Annotated in this window: 16 protein-coding genes; 12 read left to right on the top strand and 4 right to left on the bottom strand. The window is 55.5% G+C overall.

What is annotated here, in order from left to right; all coding sequences use genetic code 11:
- The first annotated feature begins 143 nt into the window (after positions 1-143).
- The 9 genes from mrcB to fhuB all read left to right on the top strand — a co-directional run bounded on the left by mrcB (position 144) and on the right by fhuB (position 13,974).
- Positions 144-2,669 (top strand): bifunctional glycosyl transferase/transpeptidase, encoded by a 2,526-nt coding sequence (mrcB, locus tag O1722_RS19130; RefSeq protein WP_015572709.1) that lies wholly within the window; start codon positions 144-146, stop codon positions 2,667-2,669.
- 272 nt (positions 2,670-2,941) lie between these two features.
- Positions 2,942-3,550 carry a fimbrial protein gene (locus O1722_RS19125; RefSeq protein WP_050515867.1) on the top strand — a complete coding sequence of 203 codons (609 nt, stop codon included), beginning with the start codon at positions 2,942-2,944 and terminating at the stop codon, positions 3,548-3,550.
- A gap of 43 nt (positions 3,551-3,593) precedes the next feature.
- Complete coding sequence (locus O1722_RS19120; protein WP_032103211.1) at positions 3,594-4,307, top strand: fimbrial biogenesis chaperone; 714 nt, start codon at positions 3,594-3,596, stop codon at positions 4,305-4,307.
- Positions 4,308-4,327: 20 nt separating this feature from the next.
- Positions 4,328-6,805 carry a fimbria/pilus outer membrane usher protein gene (locus tag O1722_RS19115; RefSeq protein ID WP_033486477.1) on the top strand — a complete coding sequence of 826 codons (2,478 nt, stop codon included), beginning with the start codon at positions 4,328-4,330 and terminating at the stop codon, positions 6,803-6,805.
- A 44-nt stretch (positions 6,806-6,849) separates the two neighbouring features.
- On the top strand, positions 6,850-7,797 hold the full coding sequence (locus O1722_RS19110; protein WP_223230156.1) for a fimbrial protein: 948 nt from the start codon (positions 6,850-6,852) through the stop codon (positions 7,795-7,797).
- Positions 7,798-8,001: 204 nt separating this feature from the next.
- Positions 8,002-10,257 carry a ferrichrome porin FhuA gene (fhuA, locus tag O1722_RS19105; RefSeq protein ID WP_033486478.1) on the top strand — a complete coding sequence of 752 codons (2,256 nt, stop codon included), beginning with the start codon at positions 8,002-8,004 and terminating at the stop codon, positions 10,255-10,257.
- A gap of 50 nt (positions 10,258-10,307) precedes the next feature.
- A complete protein-coding gene (fhuC, locus tag O1722_RS19100) occupies positions 10,308-11,105 on the top strand; it encodes a Fe3+-hydroxamate ABC transporter ATP-binding protein FhuC (RefSeq protein ID WP_033486479.1) in 798 nt (265 codons plus the stop codon).
- On the top strand, positions 11,105-11,995 hold the full coding sequence (gene fhuD, locus O1722_RS19095) for a Fe(3+)-hydroxamate ABC transporter substrate-binding protein FhuD (RefSeq protein WP_003856240.1): 891 nt from the start codon (positions 11,105-11,107) through the stop codon (positions 11,993-11,995). Before fhuC ends, fhuD begins: the two co-directional genes overlap by 1 nt.
- A complete protein-coding gene (gene fhuB, locus O1722_RS19090; protein WP_017383744.1) occupies positions 11,992-13,974 on the top strand; it encodes a Fe(3+)-hydroxamate ABC transporter permease FhuB in 1,983 nt (660 codons plus the stop codon). The genes fhuD and fhuB overlap by 4 nt, the downstream gene beginning before the upstream one ends.
- A gap of 528 nt (positions 13,975-14,502) precedes the next feature.
- Here the strand turns inward: fhuB and hemL are convergent.
- Complete coding sequence (gene hemL / locus O1722_RS19085) at positions 14,503-15,783, bottom strand: glutamate-1-semialdehyde 2,1-aminomutase (protein ID WP_058686582.1); 1,281 nt, start codon at positions 15,781-15,783, stop codon at positions 14,503-14,505.
- Between the two features lie 177 nt (positions 15,784-15,960).
- On the opposite strand from hemL, the gene clcA reads away from it, so the two are divergent.
- Together clcA and erpA are read left to right on the top strand one after the other, a co-directional pair.
- Entirely contained in the window at positions 15,961-17,361 is a 1,401-nt protein-coding gene (gene clcA / locus O1722_RS19080) for a H(+)/Cl(-) exchange transporter ClcA (protein WP_033486481.1), read from the top strand.
- Between the two features lie 85 nt (positions 17,362-17,446).
- The gene (gene erpA, locus O1722_RS19075) at positions 17,447-17,791 is read left to right on the top strand and encodes an iron-sulfur cluster insertion protein ErpA (RefSeq protein ID WP_003856230.1); all 345 of its coding nucleotides are present in this window, start codon (positions 17,447-17,449) and stop codon (positions 17,789-17,791) included.
- A gap of 58 nt (positions 17,792-17,849) precedes the next feature.
- On the opposite strand, the gene O1722_RS19070 is transcribed toward erpA, so the two are convergent.
- Genes O1722_RS19070 through mtnN form a run of 3 tightly spaced genes read right to left on the bottom strand, consistent with a single transcriptional unit; the run spans position 17,850 to position 19,997 of the window.
- Positions 17,850-18,473, bottom strand: a complete 624-nt coding sequence (locus O1722_RS19070; protein ID WP_003856227.1) for a TRIC cation channel family protein — start codon at positions 18,471-18,473, stop codon at positions 17,850-17,852.
- Between the two features lie 23 nt (positions 18,474-18,496).
- Complete coding sequence (gene btuF, locus O1722_RS19065) at positions 18,497-19,306, bottom strand: vitamin B12 ABC transporter substrate-binding protein BtuF (RefSeq protein ID WP_033486483.1); 810 nt, start codon at positions 19,304-19,306, stop codon at positions 18,497-18,499.
- Complete coding sequence (gene mtnN / locus O1722_RS19060; RefSeq protein ID WP_033486484.1) at positions 19,299-19,997, bottom strand: 5'-methylthioadenosine/S-adenosylhomocysteine nucleosidase; 699 nt, start codon at positions 19,995-19,997, stop codon at positions 19,299-19,301. The genes btuF and mtnN overlap by 8 nt, the downstream gene beginning before the upstream one ends.
- A gap of 82 nt (positions 19,998-20,079) precedes the next feature.
- Between mtnN and dgt the strand changes: the two genes are divergently transcribed.
- Positions 20,080-21,594, top strand: a complete 1,515-nt coding sequence (gene dgt, locus O1722_RS19055; protein WP_033486485.1) for a dGTPase — start codon at positions 20,080-20,082, stop codon at positions 21,592-21,594.
- The last annotated feature ends 95 nt before the right edge of the window (positions 21,595-21,689 follow it).

Below are 21,689 nucleotides of genomic sequence, written 5' to 3'. Positions count from 1 at the left end.
AAGGGGAGTGCGGCCTGATGCCCTCACCCCGGCCCTCTCCCACGGGGAAAGGGATAAACAAACTTTGAGAGATTTCTTCTTTCACTGACCTGTGCAAGATAAGAAAATCTGGCCTTTGCGCCTGAATGTTGCGGAGAAAAAGCATGGCGGGGAATGACCGCGAGCCAATAGGACGTAAGGGAAAGCCGACGCGTCCGGCGAAAGAAAAGGTAAGCCGTCGTCGCCTCAGAGATGAGGAGTATGACGATGACTATGAAGACGATTATGAGGATGAAGAACCGATGCCACGTAAAGGGAAAGGCAAAGGGCGTAAGCCTCGTGGTAAGCGCGGCTGGTTCTGGTTGCTGCTGAAGCTGTTCATTGTTTTTGTTGTCCTGATCGCGATTTACGGCGTTTATCTGGATCAGAAGATCCGCAGCCGTATCGACGGGAAAGTCTGGCAATTGCCTGCGGCAGTGTACGGCCGCATGGTGAACCTTGAGCCGGACATGTCCATCAGCAAGAACGAGATGGTGAAGCTGCTGCAAGCCACGCAGTATCGTCAGGTCACGAAAATGACCCGTCCGGGTGAATTTACCGTCCAGGCGAAAAGCATTGAGATGATCCGCCGTCCGTTCGACTTCCCGGACAGTAAAGAAGGGCAGGTGCGCGCGCGTCTGACCTTTGACGGCGATCGTCTGGAAACCATTGAGAACATGGATAACGATCGCCAGTTCGGTTTCTTCCGTCTCGATCCGCGTCTCATCACCATGCTGTCGTCCGCAAACGGCGAACAGCGCCTGTTCGTGGCGCGTAACGGCTTCCCGGATCTGCTGGTAGATACCCTGCTGGCAACCGAAGACCGCCACTTCTACGAGCACGACGGTATTAGCCTTTACTCCATTGGTCGTGCGGTACTGGCGAACCTGACTGCCGGGCGTACGGTGCAGGGGGCAAGTACCCTGACCCAGCAGCTGGTGAAAAACCTGTTCCTCTCCAGCGAGCGCTCTTACTGGCGTAAAGCCAACGAAGCGTACATGGCCGTGCTGATGGATGCGCGCTACAGCAAGGATCGTATTCTTGAGCTGTACATGAACGAGGTGTACCTCGGTCAGAGCGGTGACAACGAGATCCGCGGCTTCCCGCTGGCGAGCCTGTACTACTTTGGTCGTCCGGTAGAAGAGCTGAGCCTTGACCAGCAGGCGCTGCTGGTGGGCATGGTGAAAGGCGCGTCGATCTACAACCCGTGGCGTAACCCGAAACTGGCGCTGGAGCGTCGTAACCTGGTGCTGCGTCTGCTGCAACAACAGCAGGTGATTGACCAGGAGCTGTACGACATGCTGAGCGCGCGTCCGCTGGGCGTTCAGCCGCGTGGTGGGGTGATCTCTCCGCAGCCTGCCTTTATGCAGATGGTGCGTCAGGAGTTGCAGTCTAAGCTCGGGGATAAAGTGAAAGATCTCTCCGGCGTGAAGATCTTTACCACCTTTGACTCCGTGGCACAGGACGCCGCAGAAAAAGCGGCGGTAGAAGGTATTCCGGCGCTGAAAAAGCAGCGTAAGCTGAGCGATCTGGAAACCGCGATGGTAGTGGTTGACCGTAACACCGGCGAAGTTCGTGCCATGGTGGGCGGTGCTGAGCCGCAGTTTGCGGGCTATAACCGTGCCATGCAGGCGCGTCGTTCAATTGGTTCACTGGCAAAACCGGCGACCTATCTGACCGCGCTGAGCCAGCCGAATCTTTATCGCCTGAATACCTGGATTGCCGATGCGCCAATTTCCCTGCGCCAGCCTAACGGCCAGGTTTGGTCACCGCAGAACGATGACAGACAGTTCAGCGGCCAGGTCATGCTGGTGGATGCGTTAACCCGCTCGATGAACGTGCCAACGGTTAACCTCGGAATGGCGCTGGGCCTGCCGGCCATTACCGACACCTGGCAGAAGCTGGGGGTACCGAAAGATCAGCTGCACCCGGTGCCAGCGATGATTCTGGGGGCGCTTAACCTGACGCCAATCGAAGTGGCGCAGGCGTTCCAGACCATCGCCAGCGGCGGTAACCGTGCTCCGCTTTCCGCTCTGCGTTCGGTGATTGCCGAAGATGGCTCCGTGCTGTATCAGAGCTTCCCGCAGGCAGAACGTGCAGTTCCGGCGCAGGCGGCCTATATGACGCTGTGGACCATGCAGCAGGTTGTCCAGCGCGGTACCGGCCGTCAGCTGGGAGCGAAGTATCCGGGCCTGCATCTGGCGGGTAAAACCGGGACCACCAACAACAACGTCGATACCTGGTTCGCCGGTATTGATGGTCGTGAAGTGGTCATCACCTGGGTGGGGCGCGATAACAACCAGCCGACCAAACTGTATGGCGCGAGCGGTGCGATGTCGATTTACCAGCGCTACCTGGCCAACCAGTCTCCGGTGCCGCTGAACCTGGTTGCCCCGGAAGATATCGTTGATATGGGCGTGGACGCATCGGGCAACTTTATCTGCGGTGGCGGGATGCGTACGCTGCCGGTCTGGACGACTAACCCGGATGCGCTGTGTCAGCAAAGTCAGCCAGAAGAACCGACAGGTAACCCGTTCGATCAGTCTTCTCAACCCCAGCAGCCGCAGCAGCAACAGCCGCAGCAGCAGAATGAGAAGAAAGACAGCGACGGTGTCGCCGGCTGGATCAAGGACATGTTTGGCGGAAACTAATTAGTTTCCTGAATAAAAGGCCGCTTAATGATTAAGCGGCCTTTTTTTATATTTACATTCATTTATATTTAAAATTATTAAATTTAAAATGTAGAATTATTAATTTTTGCTTTTTTTCATCTAAAACAGAAAGTTGTGTCCGATTATTCGGGCATTATCATTTTGTGATCTAGACGTGATGAAGAATAACCTGATTAAATCCTCCCCAGAAATTTACTGACCTCTCAGGATATTCCTTAGAGGACTTCTCAACATTTTTGTATATATCAAGAATGGATGTCTTCATCATCACATATAAGGATATTGTTATGAGTAAATATGTTGTTTCAACGGTGTTGGCCAGCACGCTTATGGCTGCACTCTCTCTGCCGGTATTTGCAGCGAATGATTCTGGTACGGTAAATTTCGCCGGAAAAATTGTGGCGGATACCTGTGAAATTGATGTTGATGGCTCGGGGTCCAATACTTCCACCGTCACATTTGCAGATACTTACCCTTCTGATTTTGGCACTGACGGTCAGGTCGGGACGTCGAAGGCCTTTAAGATTGAAGTGAAAAAATGTGAGCCGCTGGTTGCCAAACTGAACCTCAAGTTCAGCGGCACCACAACGGATGCGGAATACAAGCGCCTGAAGAACGATCTTTCCGGCGCTGGCAATGCGACCAACGTTGGCATCATTGTCAGTAATGAAAATGGGACTAAGGGCGACGTGGTTTTCAACGGATCAGAACCGGAAGCCGGTACCGATGTTGCGAACGATGCCACTGGCACCACAGCATCTGTCTTTAATTACACCGCGAAAGTTATTCAGGTTGGTGATAACAAACCAACAGCAGGTCACTACTCCTCATCTGCAACGTTCGAGGTTGTTTATCGCTAAATCTATTTTGGCAGCCTGAAAGGGCTGCCTTCTGGAACGTAGTATGAATTATTTATTAAAATTGTTAGGTGGATGTTTGATTATCTCTTGCTGTTCAGTACAGGCAAGTGTGGTTCTCGGTGGCACGCGAATTATTTATCCATCGAATAAATCCGAAGTACAAATAGCACTCAAAAATAAAGACCCTCATACTCGATATCTGGTGCAAAGCTGGGTGAGTTACCCCAACGATGCAAAAGCACCTTTCATCATTACGCCGCCTGTCTATAAATTACAGGAAAATCGTCAGACCCTTTTGCACATCATTTTTACCGGCGATAAAAAAAATCTGCCCGCAGATCGCGAATCTTTATTTCTGGCGAATGTGAAATCCGTCTCGGCGTTATCACCTGACTTAAAAGACAAGAATACGCTGCAATTCGCGATGAAAACGCGTCTGAAACTGTTCTGGCGCCCTGCTGATTTGAAAGAAGCCGATGCCCTACAGGCCTATGAAAAAATCACGTTCCTCCGCCAGGGTAACAGGCTCATTGCGAAAAACCCAACGCCGTTTTACGTCTCCTTTGGCGAGCTGGCCGTGGGCGGGAAAAGTGTCCCTGTGACTGACACAAAAACCACGCCGGGGGCGATTTCAATGATGGTCGCACCTTTCAGCGAGCAATATTTTTCTGTGCCTCAATCTGCAAACGGGCCCGTGACGTGGACTGCTATTAGCGATTTCGGCGCGCAAACCTCCCAGCGCAAGCAGGCTCTTTAAACACACAATGCTGGTACCCTATGTCGTCATCTCCACTCTACAAACAGGTTCTGAAGGGAATCGCGTTAGCGCTGCTCGCGATGATCCAGCCTGTGAGTGCAGATGACGAATTTAACCTGCGGATCCTTGAGATGGACACTCCGCTGGAAAACACCTCAACGCTAAAAAATTTCATCAATGATAATGGCTTACTGCCGGGAAACTTTCTGACGACCATTATGTGGGATCGGGATGTTCTGGATAAACGCACGGTGAGTTGGATCTTGTCTGACGATAAGCAGCGCCTGTTACCGGAGCTGACCAAAGCGGATCTGCGTGCATTAGGGGTAAAAGTCGACACGATCCCGGATATGAAAGATCTGGATGATGCGGTGATAATCGATGACATCTCCCATTTTATTGATAATGCCCGCTACGATTACGACCAGGATAATCAGACCCTCAAGCTGGTGATCCCGCAAAAATACCGCGATCAGGCTGCGGCCGGGGCTATCGAGCCTAAATTCTGGGATGACGGTGCTCCCGCCGCCTGGACAAGCTACCAGTTTAGCGGCTCTCAGCAGCACTACCGTTCTGGTGAAACGTCATCTGCATGGCTTGGTCTGGAGTCGGGGATCAACCTCGGGGCGTGGCGGTTGCGTAACAACAGCACCTGGAGTGACAACGCCGGTTGGGATGCAATCGCCAGTACGCTGCAACGTGATATCAAAACCCTGCAAAGCCAGCTTGAGATAGGCCAGACGTACACTAACGGCGAGCTTTTCGACAGCGTCCAAATGACCGGCGTGAAGCTGGAAACGGATACTTCCATGCTGCCTACCAGCCAGCAGGGGTTTGCCCCCGTGGTGCGTGGTATCGCAAATAGCGATGCAAAAGTCACCATCAGGCAAAACGGCTACACCATTTATCAAAGCAACGTCTCTCCGGGGCCATTTGAGATCCGCGATTTAAGCCAGGTCACATCCGGCGCGGATCTGGAGGTGACGGTGGAAGAGGCCGACGGCAGCGAACACAGCTTCATCCAGGCCAGTGCATCGGTTCCGGTGCTACAGCGGGAAGGAGCATTTAAATATTCGCTGGCAGCAGGGCGTTATCGCGGTAATGAAGGTGAGGACGAGCCCCCTTTTCTGCAAGGGACGGTCATTTACGGCCTGCCTTATGGCGTAACAACATACGCCGGCGCGCTCGTTGCATCGTCGTATCAGGCTATGCTGGCGGGAACAGGGGCCGATCTTGGCCGTTTCGGATCGGCATCCGTGGATGTGACCGCCGCCCGTACGGCTTTTGATGATGGACGAGATGATGCCCGCGGGATGTCATGGCGTGCGCAGTATTCCAGGGATATTCCGGATACAGACACCACCGTGACGCTTGCCAGCTACCGTTATTCCACCTCAGGGTTTTATACCTTTCAGGAAGCTGTCGACCAGCGTGACAGCGAGATTGACGATGGGATTTATACCTATCGGCGAACCAATAATCGGCGCAGCCGCATGCAGGTTAATCTTTCCCAACGCGTTTCGGACTGGGGATCGGCTTACCTTAATGGCTATCAGCAGGATTACTGGAACATGGCAGGACACGAGCGCAGCGTCAGTGCGGGGCTAAGCTCCGGCTGGCGCGGTATAACCTGGTCGATAAGCTACAGCCTGACGCGTACGCCGGACGCCAATACCAATCGGCAAATGGCGTTGATGGTCAACGTACCTCTTTCACGCTGGCTAGCGAACGCCTGGTCAACTTACAGCGCCAACACTGCCAGCGGTGGATTCGTTTCGCATCAGGTAGGGATCGGCGGCACGGCACTTGAGAACAATAACCTCAGCTATAACCTCCAGCAGACCTATGCCAGTCACGATACTGGCTATGGCGGCAGTGTATCCGGGCGCTACCGGGGATCTGCCGGTGATGTCGGGCTGGGGTATAACTACGGGGGTGATAACCGACAGTGGAACTACAGCGCGCAGGGTTCAATTGTTGCGCATGAACATGGAGTAACCCTGGGGCAATCCGTCCGCGACGCCTTTGCCATTGTCCATATCAAAGATGGCGATAACGTCAAAGTACAGAACGGGCGAGGGATCTACATCGATCGCTTTGGTAACGCGATTGTCCCTTCCCTGACGGCCTACCGGAAAAACGGTATTACGGTCAACACCCAGGATCGTGAAGATATTGAAATTGCTGCCGCTACCCAGGATGTTGTCCCAACAAAAGGTGCGGCCATCTCAGCGAATTTTGATGCACGAGTGGGGAAGCGTGCGCTTATCACGCTGCTTTTCCACGGCAAGCCGGTGCCTTTCGGCGCCATTGTCACGCAGGAAAGTGCAACGGCTATCGTCGGTGATGAAGGAGAAGTCTGGCTTACCGGTCTGCATGAAGCGGTTTCCCTGAATGTGCAGTGGGGTGACGGGCGCGATCAACGGTGTGCGTGGGCGGGGGATCTCCCTCCCGGGCGCTCAGCAACTATTTTGAAAATGACGGTAGATTGCCAATGAGGCGTAGCAAAGAACTATTCATCAGCGCAATGGCTGGCCTAATCATGCTGTTTTCAGCTCCGGCCTTCGCAACTTGTACATTTACGGGAGGCGGAAGCAGCGGGGGAATTGTTACCTTCAACATTCCCGCTGTCATACAGCTTGAGCCAGATGTCCAGGTCGGTACGATTATTTACGACGCCAGCGTGGAATCAGGTGAGATCTCGCAAAGCTGTGATGATGATTCCGTTCGGGTACGTAGAGGCTATCTCTCATTGAGTGGTGCTGATGCGCGTGAAGATGTTTTACCCGGAGTGTACAAAACCAACGTGACCGGAATTGGGGTTCGCGTTGCAGCGTCTACAACCCAGTTCCCCAGCTATACCGAAGAAGACATTATCAGGCCGGAAACTTATCTTGGCACGATAAGAAGCTTTTCAACGAATTACAACTTCCGGGCTACCGCTCAGTTGATCGTTATCGGTGAGGTCGAAGAGGGCGATCTTAATACGTCCCTGTTAACCTCACATGAGACTTACGATAACCATGTGATAGGCGAAATCCGCTTTGCACCAACCAGTGTACATATCACAACAAACACCTGTAACCTGGTGGATAAAAACATCTACGTGCCGCTAGAAACGGTCAATGTGCACGATTTTAACGGTCAGTATTCCGACATCCTGACCGACAGTCGTTTCAGGATTGATATTAAGGACTGCGCAGCCGGAACAAAAATTGATTATCAGTTCACCAGTGCAGGGTCGACTGGCGTAACGGATGGCAATATCCTCAACATTGCTACCGGAGACAACGCAGCAAGCGGCGTAGGCATTCAAATCCTCGACAAGAACGATGCGGTGTTACAGTTCGACCAGAGCTACACGGCAATAACCCGTAGCCAGGACAACGTCCCGGTTGAGATCCCACTCAAAGCCCGTTACATCAAAACGGGAGAGGTTAAAGCCGGGAAAGTCGACGCCGTCGCGACTTTCGAACTCTTCTATCGTTAAGCCCTCCGGCCCGTTTCGGCGGGCTTTAGCGATCATTTCGCTAACTTCATTAACTCTCTATTTTCATCTGGTTAATTCTTAAACCCTTAAATCTTGTAGGGCCGCATACTGCTTGCTATGCAGCCAACGTTTCGCATATTATTCTGCGGTCATAATAATAATTCTCGTTTACGTTATCATTCACTTTTCCATCAGAGATCCATCATGGCGCTTTCCAATACTGCTCAGCCAATTAACACGTCGCTGCGTAAAATCGCGGTCGTCGTAGCCACAGCGGTTGCCGGCATGTCTGCTTATGCTCATGCCGCCGAAACCCCGAAAAAAGAAGAAACCATTACTGTTACTGCCGCACCGGCTGCGCAGGAGAGTGCCTGGGGGCCTGCGGCGACGATTGCTGCAAGGCAATCCGCAACCGGGACAAAAACTGACACCCCTATACAGAAAGTTCCACAGTCAATTTCTGTGGTAACGGCCGAAGAGATGGCGCTGCATCAGCCTCGCTCGGTGAAAGAAGCTCTGAGCTACACCCCGGGCGTTGCGGTAGGCACGCGCGGAGCGTCCAACACCTATGACTATCTGGTGATTCGTGGTTTTGCTGCCGATGGTCAGAGCCAGAATAACTACCTCGACGGTATGAAGATGCAGGGCAACTTCTATAACGACGCGGTGATTGACCCTTATATGCTGGAGCGCGCTGAAATCATGCGTGGTCCTGTTTCCGTTCTGTACGGAAAAAGCAGCCCTGGCGGCCTGCTGAACATGGTGAGTAAGCGTCCAACAACCGAGCCGCTGAAAGAGATCCAGTTCAAAGTGGGTACCGATAGCCTGTTCCAGACCGGCTTTGATTTTAGCGATGCAATCGACGATGACGGCGTTTACTCGTACCGTCTGACGGGCGTTGCGCGTTCGAACAATTCGCAGCAGGAGGATAAAGGCGAGCAGCGTTATGCCATCGCACCATCGTTCTCATGGCGTCCGGATGATAAAACCACTTTCACGTTCCTCTCTTACTTCCAGAACGAGCCTGAAACGGGCTACTACGGCTGGCTGCCAAAAGAGGGAACGGTTGATCCGCTGCCGAACGGCGATCGTCTGCCAACTAACTTCAACGAAGGCGCGAAGAATAATACTTATTCCCGTAACCAGAAAATGGTGGGATACAGCTTCGACCACGAATTTAACGATACCTTTACCGTGCGCCAGAACCTGCGTTATGCGCAGAACAAAACCTCGCAAAACAGCGTTTACGGCTACGGTATGTGTTCCGATCCGCTCTATTCGAGTAATCCTGCATCCAGCCCTTGCGCGAGCGTTCCTCAGTCGCAGTGGGGGCATACGCTGACTCGCCAGTATGTAATTGATAACGAGAAGCTGGAAAACTTCACTGTTGACACGCAGTTGCAGAGCAAGTTCGCGACGGGTTCTGTCGAGCATACTCTGCTAACTGGCGTTGATTTCATGCGCATGCGTAATGACATTGACTCGTGGTTCGGCTATGCCGGCTCCGTTGCACCATCTGATATCTATAACCTCGATCGTAGTGACTTCGATTTCGGTTCTCATCCTGGACCGTCAGGCGCTTATCAGGTACTGAACAAACAAAAGCAGACCGGTATTTATGCCCAGGATCAGATCGAGTGGGATAAAGTCCTGGTGACGCTGGGCGGTCGTTATGACTGGGCCGATCAGGAATCATACAACCGAGTGTTGAACACCACCTCCGAGCGTGATGACACTCAGTTTACCTGGCGCGGCGGTGTTAACTACCTGTTTGATAACGGTATTACACCGTACTTTAGCTATAGCGAGTCGTTTGAACCGGCTTCTCAGACCGGAGCGAACGGCAACGTCTTTGCACCGTCTAAAGGCAAGCAGTACGAAGCGGGCGTGAAATATGTGCCGAACGATCGTCCTATCGTCATTACTGGTGCGGTGTATCAGCTAACCAAAACCAACAACCTGATGGCTGACCCTGCGGGTTCATTCTTCTCGGTTGAAGGCGGCGAAATCCGTGCGCGTGGTGTTGAACTGGAAGCGAAAGCGGCACTGTCTGCGAGCGTGAACGTTGTGGGTTCCTATACCTACACTGATGCGGAATACACCACTGATACCAACTACAAAGGCAACACGCCAGCCCAGGTGCCTAAGCACATGGCATCCGTCTGGGGTGATTACACCATGTTTGATGGCCCGCTGTCTGGCCTGACGCTGGGTACAGGTGTCCGATATACCGGCTCCAGTAAAGGTGACCCAGCGAACTCCTTCACCGTGGGGAGCTACACCCTGGTCGATGCCCTGGTCAGATACGACCTGGCGCGCGTGGGCATGGCAGGTTCCAACATTGCGCTTCACGTGAACAACCTGTTCGACCGTGAGTATGTTGCCAGCTGCTTTAACACCTATGGCTGCTTCTGGGGTGCTGAACGCCAGGTTGTTGCCACCGCGACCTTCCGCTTCTAACCTCTTTATGGGCACGGTTCGCCGTGCCCTTTTTATTTAAGTTGGCTGACATGCAGGATAATAAAACGCAATCCGACTCCACCTTCACGCTTAACAATCTCTCCTTTCGCGTACCCGGGCGCACCTTGCTGCATCCGCTCTCTTTGACGTTTCCCGCAGGTAAAGTGACCGGTTTAATCGGGCACAATGGTTCCGGTAAATCGACGCTGCTGAAGATGCTGGGTCGTCATCAGCCGCCGTCCGAGGGCGACATATTGCTGGATGACCAGCCGCTGGCGAGCTGGAACAGTAAGGCCTTTGCCCGCAAGGTGGCCTATCTGCCGCAGCAGTTGCCGCAGGCGGAGGGGATGACGGTGCGCGAGCTGGTGGCGATTGGACGTTATCCGTGGCACGGTGCGCTCGGGCGTTTTGGCCTCGCTGACAGAGAGAAAGTGGAAGAGGCGATCGCGCTGGTTGGGTTAAAACCGCTGGCGCATCGTCTGGTGGATAGCCTGTCCGGTGGCGAGCGTCAGCGCGCATGGATCGCGATGCTGGTGGCGCAGGACAGCCGCTGCCTGCTGCTCGACGAACCCACTTCGGCGCTGGATATTGCTCATCAGGTTGACGTCCTGGCGCTGGTGCATCGCTTAAGTCAGCAGCGCGGCCTGACGGTGATTGCCGTTCTGCATGATATCAACATGGCGGCACGCTATTGCGACTACCTGGTAGCGCTGCGCGGCGGTGAAATGATCGCTCAGGGTACGCCTGCCGAACTGATGCGCAGCGAAACGCTGGAACATATCTACGGTATTCCTATGGGCATCCTGCCTCACCCAGCCGGGGCTGCACCCGTGAGCTTTGTCTACTGATGCTGGATTCAACATTCATTAGCCGCCGTCGCCTGCTGACGGCCATGGCGCTCTCACCGCTGCTGTTAAAGATGGGCCCGGCCCGCGCTGCCGCTATCGATCCGCACCGCATCGTGGCGCTGGAGTGGTTGCCCGTCGAACTGATGATGGCGCTTGGCGTGACGCCTTACGGCGTGGCCGATATTCCCAACTACACCCTGTGGGTGAATGAGCCAAAACTGCCGGACTCCGTCATCGACATTGGCCTGCGTACGGAGCCGAACCTTGAGCTTCTCACCCAGATGAAACCGTCTTATTTATTCTGGTCTGCGGGGTACGGCCCGTCGGAAGAGACCATGGCGAAGATTGCGCCAGGGCGGGGCTTTTCCTTTAGCGACGGCAAAAAGCCGCTGACCATGGCAAAAAATTCCATCCACGAGATGGCGCAGTTTCTCAACCGTGAGGCTCAGGCGAAAAAACATCTCGATGAATTTGATGCGCTGATTGATTCCCTCAAGCCGCGCTTTGCCCACCGTGGCGATCGGCCTTTGCTGATGGTAACCCTGCTGGATGCCCGCCATATGCTGGTCTTTGGAAATAACTGTCTGTTCCAGGAAGTGCTCGACAGCTTTGGCATTCGCAATGCCTGGGAAGGCGAGATGACATTCTGGGGCAGTACCGCCGTGGGTATTGACCGTCTGGCGGCGTTTCGTGATGTGGACGTGCTGTGCTTCGATCACGGGAACGAGCGCGAGATGCAAACCCTGATGGCGACCCCGCTCTGGCAGGCAATGCCGTTCGTCCGCGAGCAGCGCTTCCTGCGCGCGCCAGCGGTATGGTTCTACGGCGCGACGCTGTCGGCAATGCATTTTGCCCGCGTGCTGGACAATGCACTGGGAGGCAAGGCATGAGCACGCGTATGGCTCGTTTCCCAATGTTGCTGTTAGCGCTCATTTTTCTGGCTGCCCTGATGTTAACCGGCTTTAACCTGAGCACGGCGTTACCGCGCGATCAATGGGCAGCCGCGTTTGCCGCACCGGATATCGATAATATTCAGCAAATGCTGTTCCACTACAGCCTGCTGCCGCGTCTGGCTATCTCCCTGCTGGTCGGGGCGGGACTGGGACTGGTGGGCGTACTGTTTCAGCAGGTGCTGCGTAACCCGCTGGCAGAGCCGACCACGCTGGGCGTGGCGACGGGGGCTCAGCTGGGGATCACCATCACCACTCTCTGGACCCTGCCGGGAGCGTTAACCTCGCAGTTTGCCGCGCTGGCAGGCGCATGTGTGGTCGGTGCGCTGGTCTTTGGCGTGGCCTGGGGAAAACGTCTCTCGCCGGTCACGCTGATCCTCGCGGGGCTGGTCGTCAGCCTCTACTGTGGGGCGATCAACCAGCTGCTGGTGCTGTTTCACCACGACCAGCTGCAAAGCATGTTTATGTGGAGTACCGGCACGCTCACCCAGACCGACTGGAGTATCGTCCAGCGCCTGTGGCCGCAGCTGTTCGGCGGCGTGGTGCTGACGCTGCTGCTGCTGCGTCCGCTGACGTTGATGGGCCTCGATGACGGCGTGGCGCGCAATCTGGGGCTGGCGCTGTCGCTGGCGCGTCTGGCGGCCCTGACCCTGGCGATTGTGCTGAGTGCGTTACTGGTTAACGCCGTCGGCATCATCGGTTTTATCGGCCTGTTTGCGCCGTTGCTGGCAAAAATGCTCGGCGCACGCCGTCTGCTGGCGCGGCTGATGCTGGCTCCGCTGATTGGCGCGCTGATCCTCTGGCTTTCCGACCAACTCATTCTCTGGCTGGCGCGCGTCTGGATGGAAGTTTCCACGGGCTCGGTGACGGCCCTGATCGGCGCGCCGCTGCTGCTGTGGCTGTTGCCGCGCCTGCGCAGCATTAGCGCCCCGGCAATGGATGCCGGCGATAAAGTACATGCCGAACGTCAGTCGGTGGTGTGGTTCAGCCTTGCCGGACTGGCGGTGCTGGTTATCGCCTCGTTTGCCGCACTCTCGCTGGGACGCGACGCCACGGGCTGGCACTGGGCGACGGGGGATTTGCTGCATGAACTCATGCAGTGGCGCTGGCCGCGGATCTTCTCCGCGCTGATTGCGGGCGTCATGCTGGCGGTGGCGGGCTGTATTATCCAGCGTCTCACCGGCAACCCGATGGCAAGCCCGGAAGTATTAGGGATCAGCTCCGGGGCCGCGTTTGGCGTAGTGTTAATGTTGTTCCTCGTGCCGGGAAATGCGTTCGGCTGGCTGATGCCTGCCGGGAGTATCGGCGCGGCAGTCACGCTGATGATTATCCTGATCGCCTCCGGGCGAGGGGGGTTCTCACCTCACCGCATGCTGCTGGCCGGGATGGCGCTCAGCACCGCGTTTACTATGCTGCTGATGATGTTGCAGGCGAGCGGCGATCCGCGCATGGCGCAGATCCTGACCTGGATTTCCGGTTCAACGTACAACGCCACCGGCAGTCAGGTGGTGCATACCGGGATTGTGATGATCGTACTGCTGGCGATTGTGCCGCTGTGCCGTCGCTGGATGACCATTCTGCCGCTGGGTGGGGATACCGCCCGCGCGGTCGGGGTGGCGCTGACGCCAACGCGTATCGCCCTGTTGCTGCTGGCCGCGTGCCTGACGGCGACGGCCACCATGACTATCGGCCCGCTCAGTTTTGTCGGATTAATGGCGCCGCACATCGCCCGTATGATGGGCTTCCGCAGGACTTTGCCGCATATCGTGATCTCTGCGCTGACGGGCGGAGCGATCCTGGTCTTTGCTGACTGGTGCGGAAGGATGGTGCTGTTCCCGTATCAGATCCCGGCGGGCCTGCTGTCGACCTTTATCGGCGCGCCGTACTTTATATATCTGTTGAGAAAGCAGAGTCGGTAATAAAAGTAAACGGCAATCCTTAGATTGCCGTTTTCGTTTTTGCTTCCTCTCCCTGTGGGCTGAGGGTTCCCCACAAAATAATGCCTGCACAGACGGCCCCCTCTCCCTTGAGGGAGAGGGCTGGGGTGAGGGGGAACATACGGCTCTGGTGGTCATTCCGTTCACGTTATGTTCCTTGCTACTCTGTCACGACATGAGCGGTGAACGTGCCAGAGTGGCTCAGTCGCCACCACCCTGGCGACCCGGGCTTCCGGCGGAAAATCGCCGCTTCGCGGTACCTTCGGCTTATTCCTTCCGGCTTATCGGGTACGGGCGGAGGAAACGTCCCTGTAAAGCCCGCCCTCTCGGCGCATCCCTGCGCCTCGCCCCGACCTACAGGAAACGCCTCAGCGATTTACAGCCGGACCGAGGCATCGCTGAAAGCCCTCAGTTATTCTGAGGCAACGTTATCGCTTTTGCTTTCAAATTACTGGGGAACCCTCTCCCCCTGTGGGAGAGGGTTGGGGTGAGGGCATCAAGCCGCACATTTTACAGCTTCGCAAACACCTTACGCGCTGCGTCGATGGTGTTATTGATATATTCTTCGCTGTGTGCCACGGACATAAAGCCCGCTTCAAACGCTGACGGGGCCAGATACACGCCTTCTTCCAGCATCAGGTGGAAGAAGCGTTTGAAGCGTTCCACGTCGCATTTCACCACGTCCTGATAGCAGGTCACGGTTTTCGCATCGGTGAAGAAAATCCCGAACATCCCGCCGACGTGGTTTACCACCAGCGGAATACCCGCGTCTTCTGCGGCTTCCAGCAGGCCGTTTGCCAGCTGCGTCGTCCGGTCCGTCAGGGTTTCGTGGATACCCGGCTGCGCCACTTCGGTCAGACAGGCAAAGCCCGCCGCCATCGCAATCGGGTTACCGGAGAGCGTACCTGCCTGGTAAACAGGACCGGTTGGCGCCAGCGCGTCCATCACGTCCTTACGGCCGCCAAACGCGCCGACAGGCATGCCGCCGCCAATGATTTTGCCGAGGCAGGTCAGATCCGGCTCTACGCCGTAGTATGACTGTGCTCCCGCCAGCGCGACGCGGAAACCGGTCATCACTTCGTCGATGATCAGCAACGCGCCGAACTCATCGCACAGTGCGCGCAGGCCCGGCAGGAAATCCGGCTGCGGTGGAATACAGTTCATGTTGCCCGCCACCGGTTCAACGATGATGCAGGCGATCTCCTGCGGATACTGCTCGAACGCGGCGCGAACGGTGTTCAGATCGTTATAGGTGCAGGTCAGCGTGTGTTTCGCGAAATCAGCCGGCACCCCCGGGGAGTTCGGTTGACCGAGCGTCAGCGCGCCGGAACCGGCTTTTACCAGCAGGCAGTCGGCGTGGCCGTGATAACAACCTTCGAACTTGATGATCTTGTCACGACCGGTAAAACCGCGCGCCAGACGAATAGCGCTCATGGTCGCTTCGGTACCGGAGTTCACCATACGCACCATGTCCATCGTTGGCACCAGCTCGGTGACCAGCTCCGCCATTTTGACTTCCATCTCGGTTGGCGCGCCGAAGCTCAGGCCGCGCTGAGCGGCTTCAATCACCGCGTTGCGGATCGCCGGGTGGTTGTGCCCCAGTACCATCGGGCCCCAGGAGCCGACGTAATCGACATAGGCTTTACCATCCACATCATACAGATATGCCCCATCCGCACGTTCGATAAACAGCGGGGTGCCACCCACGCCGGTAAAGGCGCGCACGGGTGAGTTCACGCCGCCTGGGATTAGCTCGCGGGCTGCGCTGTAGAGGTTTTCAGACTTGCTCATGGCGTCGTTCCTGGTTCGTAGAAATAAGTTAAGGCAACTATTCTAAGTGATTCGGAAGAGGTTATAAAATTTTTGCCCCTCAGAAGGCTTAACAATTGTTAAGTATTTTTCAGGGGACGAGGGGATTGTCTCTGGTAGAATCCCTGCGGCCTTTTGTATGACGAAACAGAACAGGTAATGAACGAGAACACACCTTCTTTTGAACAACAACAGTTTACGCGCGCGAAGCACCGGGTCAGTATCCGGCGGCTGCTCAACCGTGACAAAACCCCGTTAGCCATTCTGCTGGCAGCCGCCGTGGTCGGTACGCTGGCCGGGCTGGTGGGGGTCGCATTCGAGAAAGCGGTCAACGCGGTGCTCAACTGGCGCATAGGTACCGTCGCCAGCTTTGCCGATCGGGAATGGCTGGTCTGGGTGTGGGCCTTTGGCCTTTCGGCGCTGTTTGCCATGGTGGGGTATTTTCTGGTGCGTAAATTCGCACCTGAAGCAGGTGGCTCGGGGATCCCTGAAATTGAGGGGGCGCTGGAGGAGCTACGCCCGGTTCGCTGGTGGCGGGTGCTTCCTGTGAAATTTATCGGCGGGATGGGAACCCTCGGGGCGGGCATGGTGCTCGGTCGGGAAGGGCCAACGGTACAGCTGGGCGGTAACGTCGGGCGCATGGTCGGCGATCTGTTCCGTATGCGCAGCGCCGAAGCACGGCATACGCTGCTGGCGACGGGGGCCGCAGCGGGGCTGTCTGCGGCGTTTAACGCGCCGCTGGCGGGTATCCTGTTTATCATTGAAGAGATGCGCGCCCAGTTCCGCTACAACCTGATCTCCATTAAAGCGGTGTTTACCGGCGTGATTATGTCGAGCATTGTCTTTCGCGTCTTTAACGGCGAAGGAGCGGTGATTGAAGTTGGCAAGCTGACCAATGCGCCGGTCAATACTTTATGGCTGTATCTGGTTCTTGGGATGATTTTTGGCGTCGTCGGCCCGCTTTTTAACACCCTGATTTTACGGGCGCAGGATATGTTTCAGCGCATCCATGGCGGAAATACCACGAAATGGGTGCTGGTGGGAGGCCTGCTTGGCGGCGTGTGCGGGATCCTCGGCTTTATCGAACCTAATGCGGCGGGCGGCGGTTTCGGCCTGATTCCCATTGCCGCGGCGGGGAATTTCAGCGTAGGCCTGCTGCTGTTTATGTTTATTTCACGCGTCATCACCACGGTATTGTGCTTCTCCTCTGGCGCCCCGGGCGGCATTTTCGCTCCGATGCTGGCACTGGGGACGCTGCTGGGTACGGCGTTCGGGATGGCGGCGGCGGCAGGTTTCCCGGCCTACCATCTGGAGGCGGGGACGTTTGCGGTTGCGGGAATGGGGGCGCTGCTGGCGGCCTCCCTGCGCGCGCCGCTGACCGGGATCGTACTGGTGCTGGAAATGACCGACAATTACCAGCTCATTTTGCCAATGATCATTACCTGTCTCGGCGCGACACTATTAGCCCAATTCCTGGGTGGAAAACCGCTATACTCCACCATTCTTGCCCGTACCCTGGCGAAACAGGAAGCTGAACAGGCCCTGAAGCAGAATACTTGAATGAATTACCAGGGTATTAGATAATGACAAAAAGAATTGGGTGATTTTTGCCCAATAGCAGTCGCAGTATTCATGGGAGCATAAGATGAGTGATGACGTAGCGTTGCCGCTGGAATTTACCGAAGCAGCAGCGAAAAAAGTGAAAACCCTGATTGCCGACGAGGACAATCCGGATCTGAAACTGCGTGTTTATATTACCGGCGGCGGCTGTAGTGGCTTCCAGTATGGTTTTACCTTTGACGATCAGGTTAACGATGGTGATATGACTATCGAGAAACAGGGCGTCGCGCTGGTGGTTGACCCGATGAGCCTGCAATATCTGGTGGGCGGTTCAGTGGACTACACTGAAGGTCTGGAAGGTTCGCGCTTTGTGGTGACTAACCCGAATGCGACCAGCACCTGCGGGTGTGGTTCTTCGTTCAGTATTTAAGCCTGAATGCAGATTGTAGGCCCGGTAAGCGAAGCGCTACCGGGCTTATAAACGACGCCTATCTTGAATTTTCATCCAGCGCAAACGTCGGCAGCTTCAGGTGCCAGCGTATCGCCGCTAAACGGATCACCAGCGTGACCACCATCCCCAGCATCGCCGCATTCTCCAGCGGGACAGCAAAGGTGTAATACGCCGTGGCGTGAACAATCCCCCCGATGATACAGGCCGTCGCGTAGATTTCCGTTCGCAGGATCATCGGGACTTCTCGCGCCAGTATGTCGCGAATAATCCCTCCGCCCACGCCGGTTAACACGCCCATACAGATCGCCACCAGCGGGCCAGTCCCGGCAATAAAGGCTTTATTCACGCCTATTCCCACAAAGACCGCCAGACCGACGGCATCCAGCACCGGCAATATCCATTTTGGCAGTCTGCGAGGCTGACGAACCAGCACGATGGTTAACAGGCAGGTGACCATCGCCACCACCAGATCCGTGGGATCTTTTACCCAAAATACCGGGCCATTTGCCAGCGCCATATCGCGGATCGTTCCGCCTCCCACCGCCGTAACAACGCCGAGTACCAGTACGCCAAAAGGGTCCATGCGCAGTTTTCCGGCAAGCAAAACGCCGGAGATAGCAAAAACGGCTGTGCCAAGAATATCCAGCCAATACACGAGCATCGTTAAATCCTCGAAGGGGGTATTTATCTGTTTGAGTGACTCTCTGCCAGTTCGGCGCAGAGTTGTTTTGCGGCGAGGATAATACGCGGGCTGGCGCGTTCAAACCAGTCGCTGTTGAGTGCGATGACCGGAATTTTAAGCTGCCGATGCCAGAATTGTTCTATTTTAGGAATCTCGCTCGCATTTCCGACCACCACAATGGCCTGCGGTTGTCGCGCAAGAACCTGCTCACGACTGACCTGGGGCCAGGGAACCCGGCTTTCGGCAAAGATATTTTCACCTCCACAGGTTTCAAGCACCTGGTTCTGGATCGAGCCTTTCCCGGTAGTGAACAGCGGCTGGCTGCCAAATTGCAGAAAAACGCGTTGTTTCGGTTGCGTGCCGTATCGGGCTTTTAGCGCGGCATAGTCGTTGAGCATCTGCTGTGCAGCCTGCCCGGCGCGTTGGGGGGTAGGGCTGAAGGGCGCGAGGTCACGGAGGGTTTGCGCCACCTGTTCGATGCTCACCGCGTCCACCCATTTTACCGTTATTCCCAGCGAAGATAGCTGGTTCACCTGCCGTTCGGCATTACCGCCGCGCCAGGCGAGGACCAGATCGGGCTTCAGCGCCACGATGCGTTCCAGGTTCATTCCCTGCCAGGTGGCAACCTGTTCGATATGGGCGGCCTGCGGTGGATAATCGGAAAAGCTGCTCACCGCAACGGGCGTGATCCCGGCGGCAAACGCCAGTTCCGTATTGGCAGGGGAGAGAGTGATCACCCGCGGCGCGGCGATGAGCCAGGCCGGAGCGAGCAGAAGCAGGGCGGCCAGCGCCCTGAATGACACCTTACCCACGCGCCAGTTTCTGCACCAGGGTTTCCACCATCACGGTGGACTGTTTGGCCGCAACGGCCAGGAATTCGTCGAAGCTGATGTGGGACTGCTGGTCCGCCACGTCAGAGATCGCGCGAACGACCACGAACGGCACGCTGAAGTTATGGCATACGTGCGCGATGGCCGTGGCTTCCATCTCCACGGCCACAGCCTGCGGGAAGTTATGACGGATTTTCGCCAGACCGACAGAACCGTTGATAAAGGCATCGCCGCTGACGATCAGGCCACGCACCGCATTGAGGTTCAGCTCGTTAATGCAGCTTTCAGCGGCGGCAATCAGCTGATCATCCGCTTTAAACCCGGCCGGGCAGCCCGGAAGCTGACCATATTCGTAGCCGAATGCGGTGACATCTGCATCGTGATAACGCGCTTCGTCGGAAACCACGATATCGCCCACTTTCAGCGTCGGCGCCAGACCGCCCGCAGAACCCGTATTAATGATAACGTCAGGCTTGCAGCGCTCAAGCAGCAGGGTCGCGCCCAGTGCCGCTGCAACTTTACCGATGCCTGATTTCAGCAGAGCCACGTCAACACCGTTCAACTGGCCGGTGTAGATCTCACAGCCACCGAGGGAGAGGGTCTGACGGTTCTCAATTTTGTCACGCAGCAGCGTAACTTCTTCTTCCATTGCACCAATAATGCCGATTTTCATAGATTTACTCGCGATGTGCCTTGTTAAGATGCATAGTCTATCATGCGGTTAAGGGGAAACGCATTCTCACGCGGGGGAGCACATGGCACCAATCGATTTTCGCACCAAAATTAACTGGCACCGACGTTTCCGTTCGCCACAGGGCGATAAGAGCGAACATGAGATCCTGCGCATTTTCGAAAGCGATCGCGGACGCATCATCAACTCGCCCGCCATCCGTCGGTTACAGCAAAAAACCCAGGTGTTCCCGCTGGAGCGTAACGCCGCGGTGCGTACGCGGTTAACGCACTCCATGGAAGTGCAGCAGGTGGGGCGCTACATTGCGAAAGAGATCCTCAGCCGTCTCAAAGAGCAACGTCTGCTGGAAACCTACGGACTGGATGAACTGACCGGGCCGTTCGAAAGCATCGTTGAGATGGCCTGCCTGATGCACGATATCGGCAATCCTCCCTTTGGTCATTTCGGCGAGGCCGCCATCAATGACTGGTTTAAACAGCGGCTTTTTCCCTCTGACGCCATAAGCCAGCCGCTCAGCGATGACCGCTGTGTGGTACGCGATTTATGCCTGCGTGAAGGCGAAGATAGCCTGAACGATCTGCGCCGTAAGGTGCGCCAGGATCTGTGTCATTTCGAAGGTAACGCGCAGGGGATCCGTCTGGTGCACTCCCTGATGCGGATGAATCTGACCTGGGCCCAGGTGGGCTGTATTCTTAAATACACGCGTCCCGCATGGTGGACCGGAGAAACGCCCGCCACGCATAGCTACCTGATGAAAAAACCGGGCTATTACTTATCGGAAGAAGCATACATCGCGCGGTTGCGTAAAGAACTGTCTCTGACCCCTAATGGCCGTTTTCCATTGACATGGATTATGGAAGCGGCTGATGACATTTCTTATTGCGTGGCCGATCTGGAAGACGCGGTGGAAAAAAGAATATTCAGCGTCGAGGAGCTGTATCAGCATCTTCATGATGCCTGGGGAGAGCATGAAAAAGGTTCTCTGTTTGCGCAGGTCGTCGAGAATGCCTGGGATAAATCGCGTTCAAATTCGCTGAGCCGCAGTACCGAAGATCAGTTCTTTATGTATTTGCGGGTGAACACGCTGAATAAACTGGTGCCGTATGCGGCCGCCCGTTTCATTGATAATTTGCCGATGATATTTAGCGGGGAATTTAATCACGCCCTGCTGGAAGATGAGAGCAGTTTTAGTCAGCTTCTTGAATTATATAAAAACGTGGCTGTTCGCCATGTTTTCAGCCACCCGGATGTCGAGCAGCTGGAGCTGCAAGGATACCGGGTTATCAGCGGGTTGCTGGAGATTTATGGCCCGCTGCTCCAGCTGACGGTCGATGAGTTTAGCGAGCTGGCAAATAATGAACGTGTTCGCCGCCTGCCGATTGAATCTCGTCTCTATCAGAAGCTTTCAACCCGCCACCGGCTGGCATACATTGAAGCCGTCAGTAAAATAGATCGCCATTCTTCCCAATGGGCAGTCATGGAATATTATTATCGCTGTCGTCTTATCCAGGACTATATCAGCGGGATGACAGATTTGTATGCCTGGGATGAATACCGCAAGCTTATGGCCGTTGAATAAGCCATGAGTTTTGTAAAGACGACCAATAAATTTTTACTTTTTCCATAAACTTAATCCCGGAACTAAGCGGTATAAAACGAATCTGAGTTACACAG

This window comes from Enterobacter cloacae complex sp. HYC003_NIDB, assembly GCF_056673375.1.
Note: the sequence above shows the minus strand (reverse complement) of the source record. Positions and strands in the feature narration are given on the sequence as shown.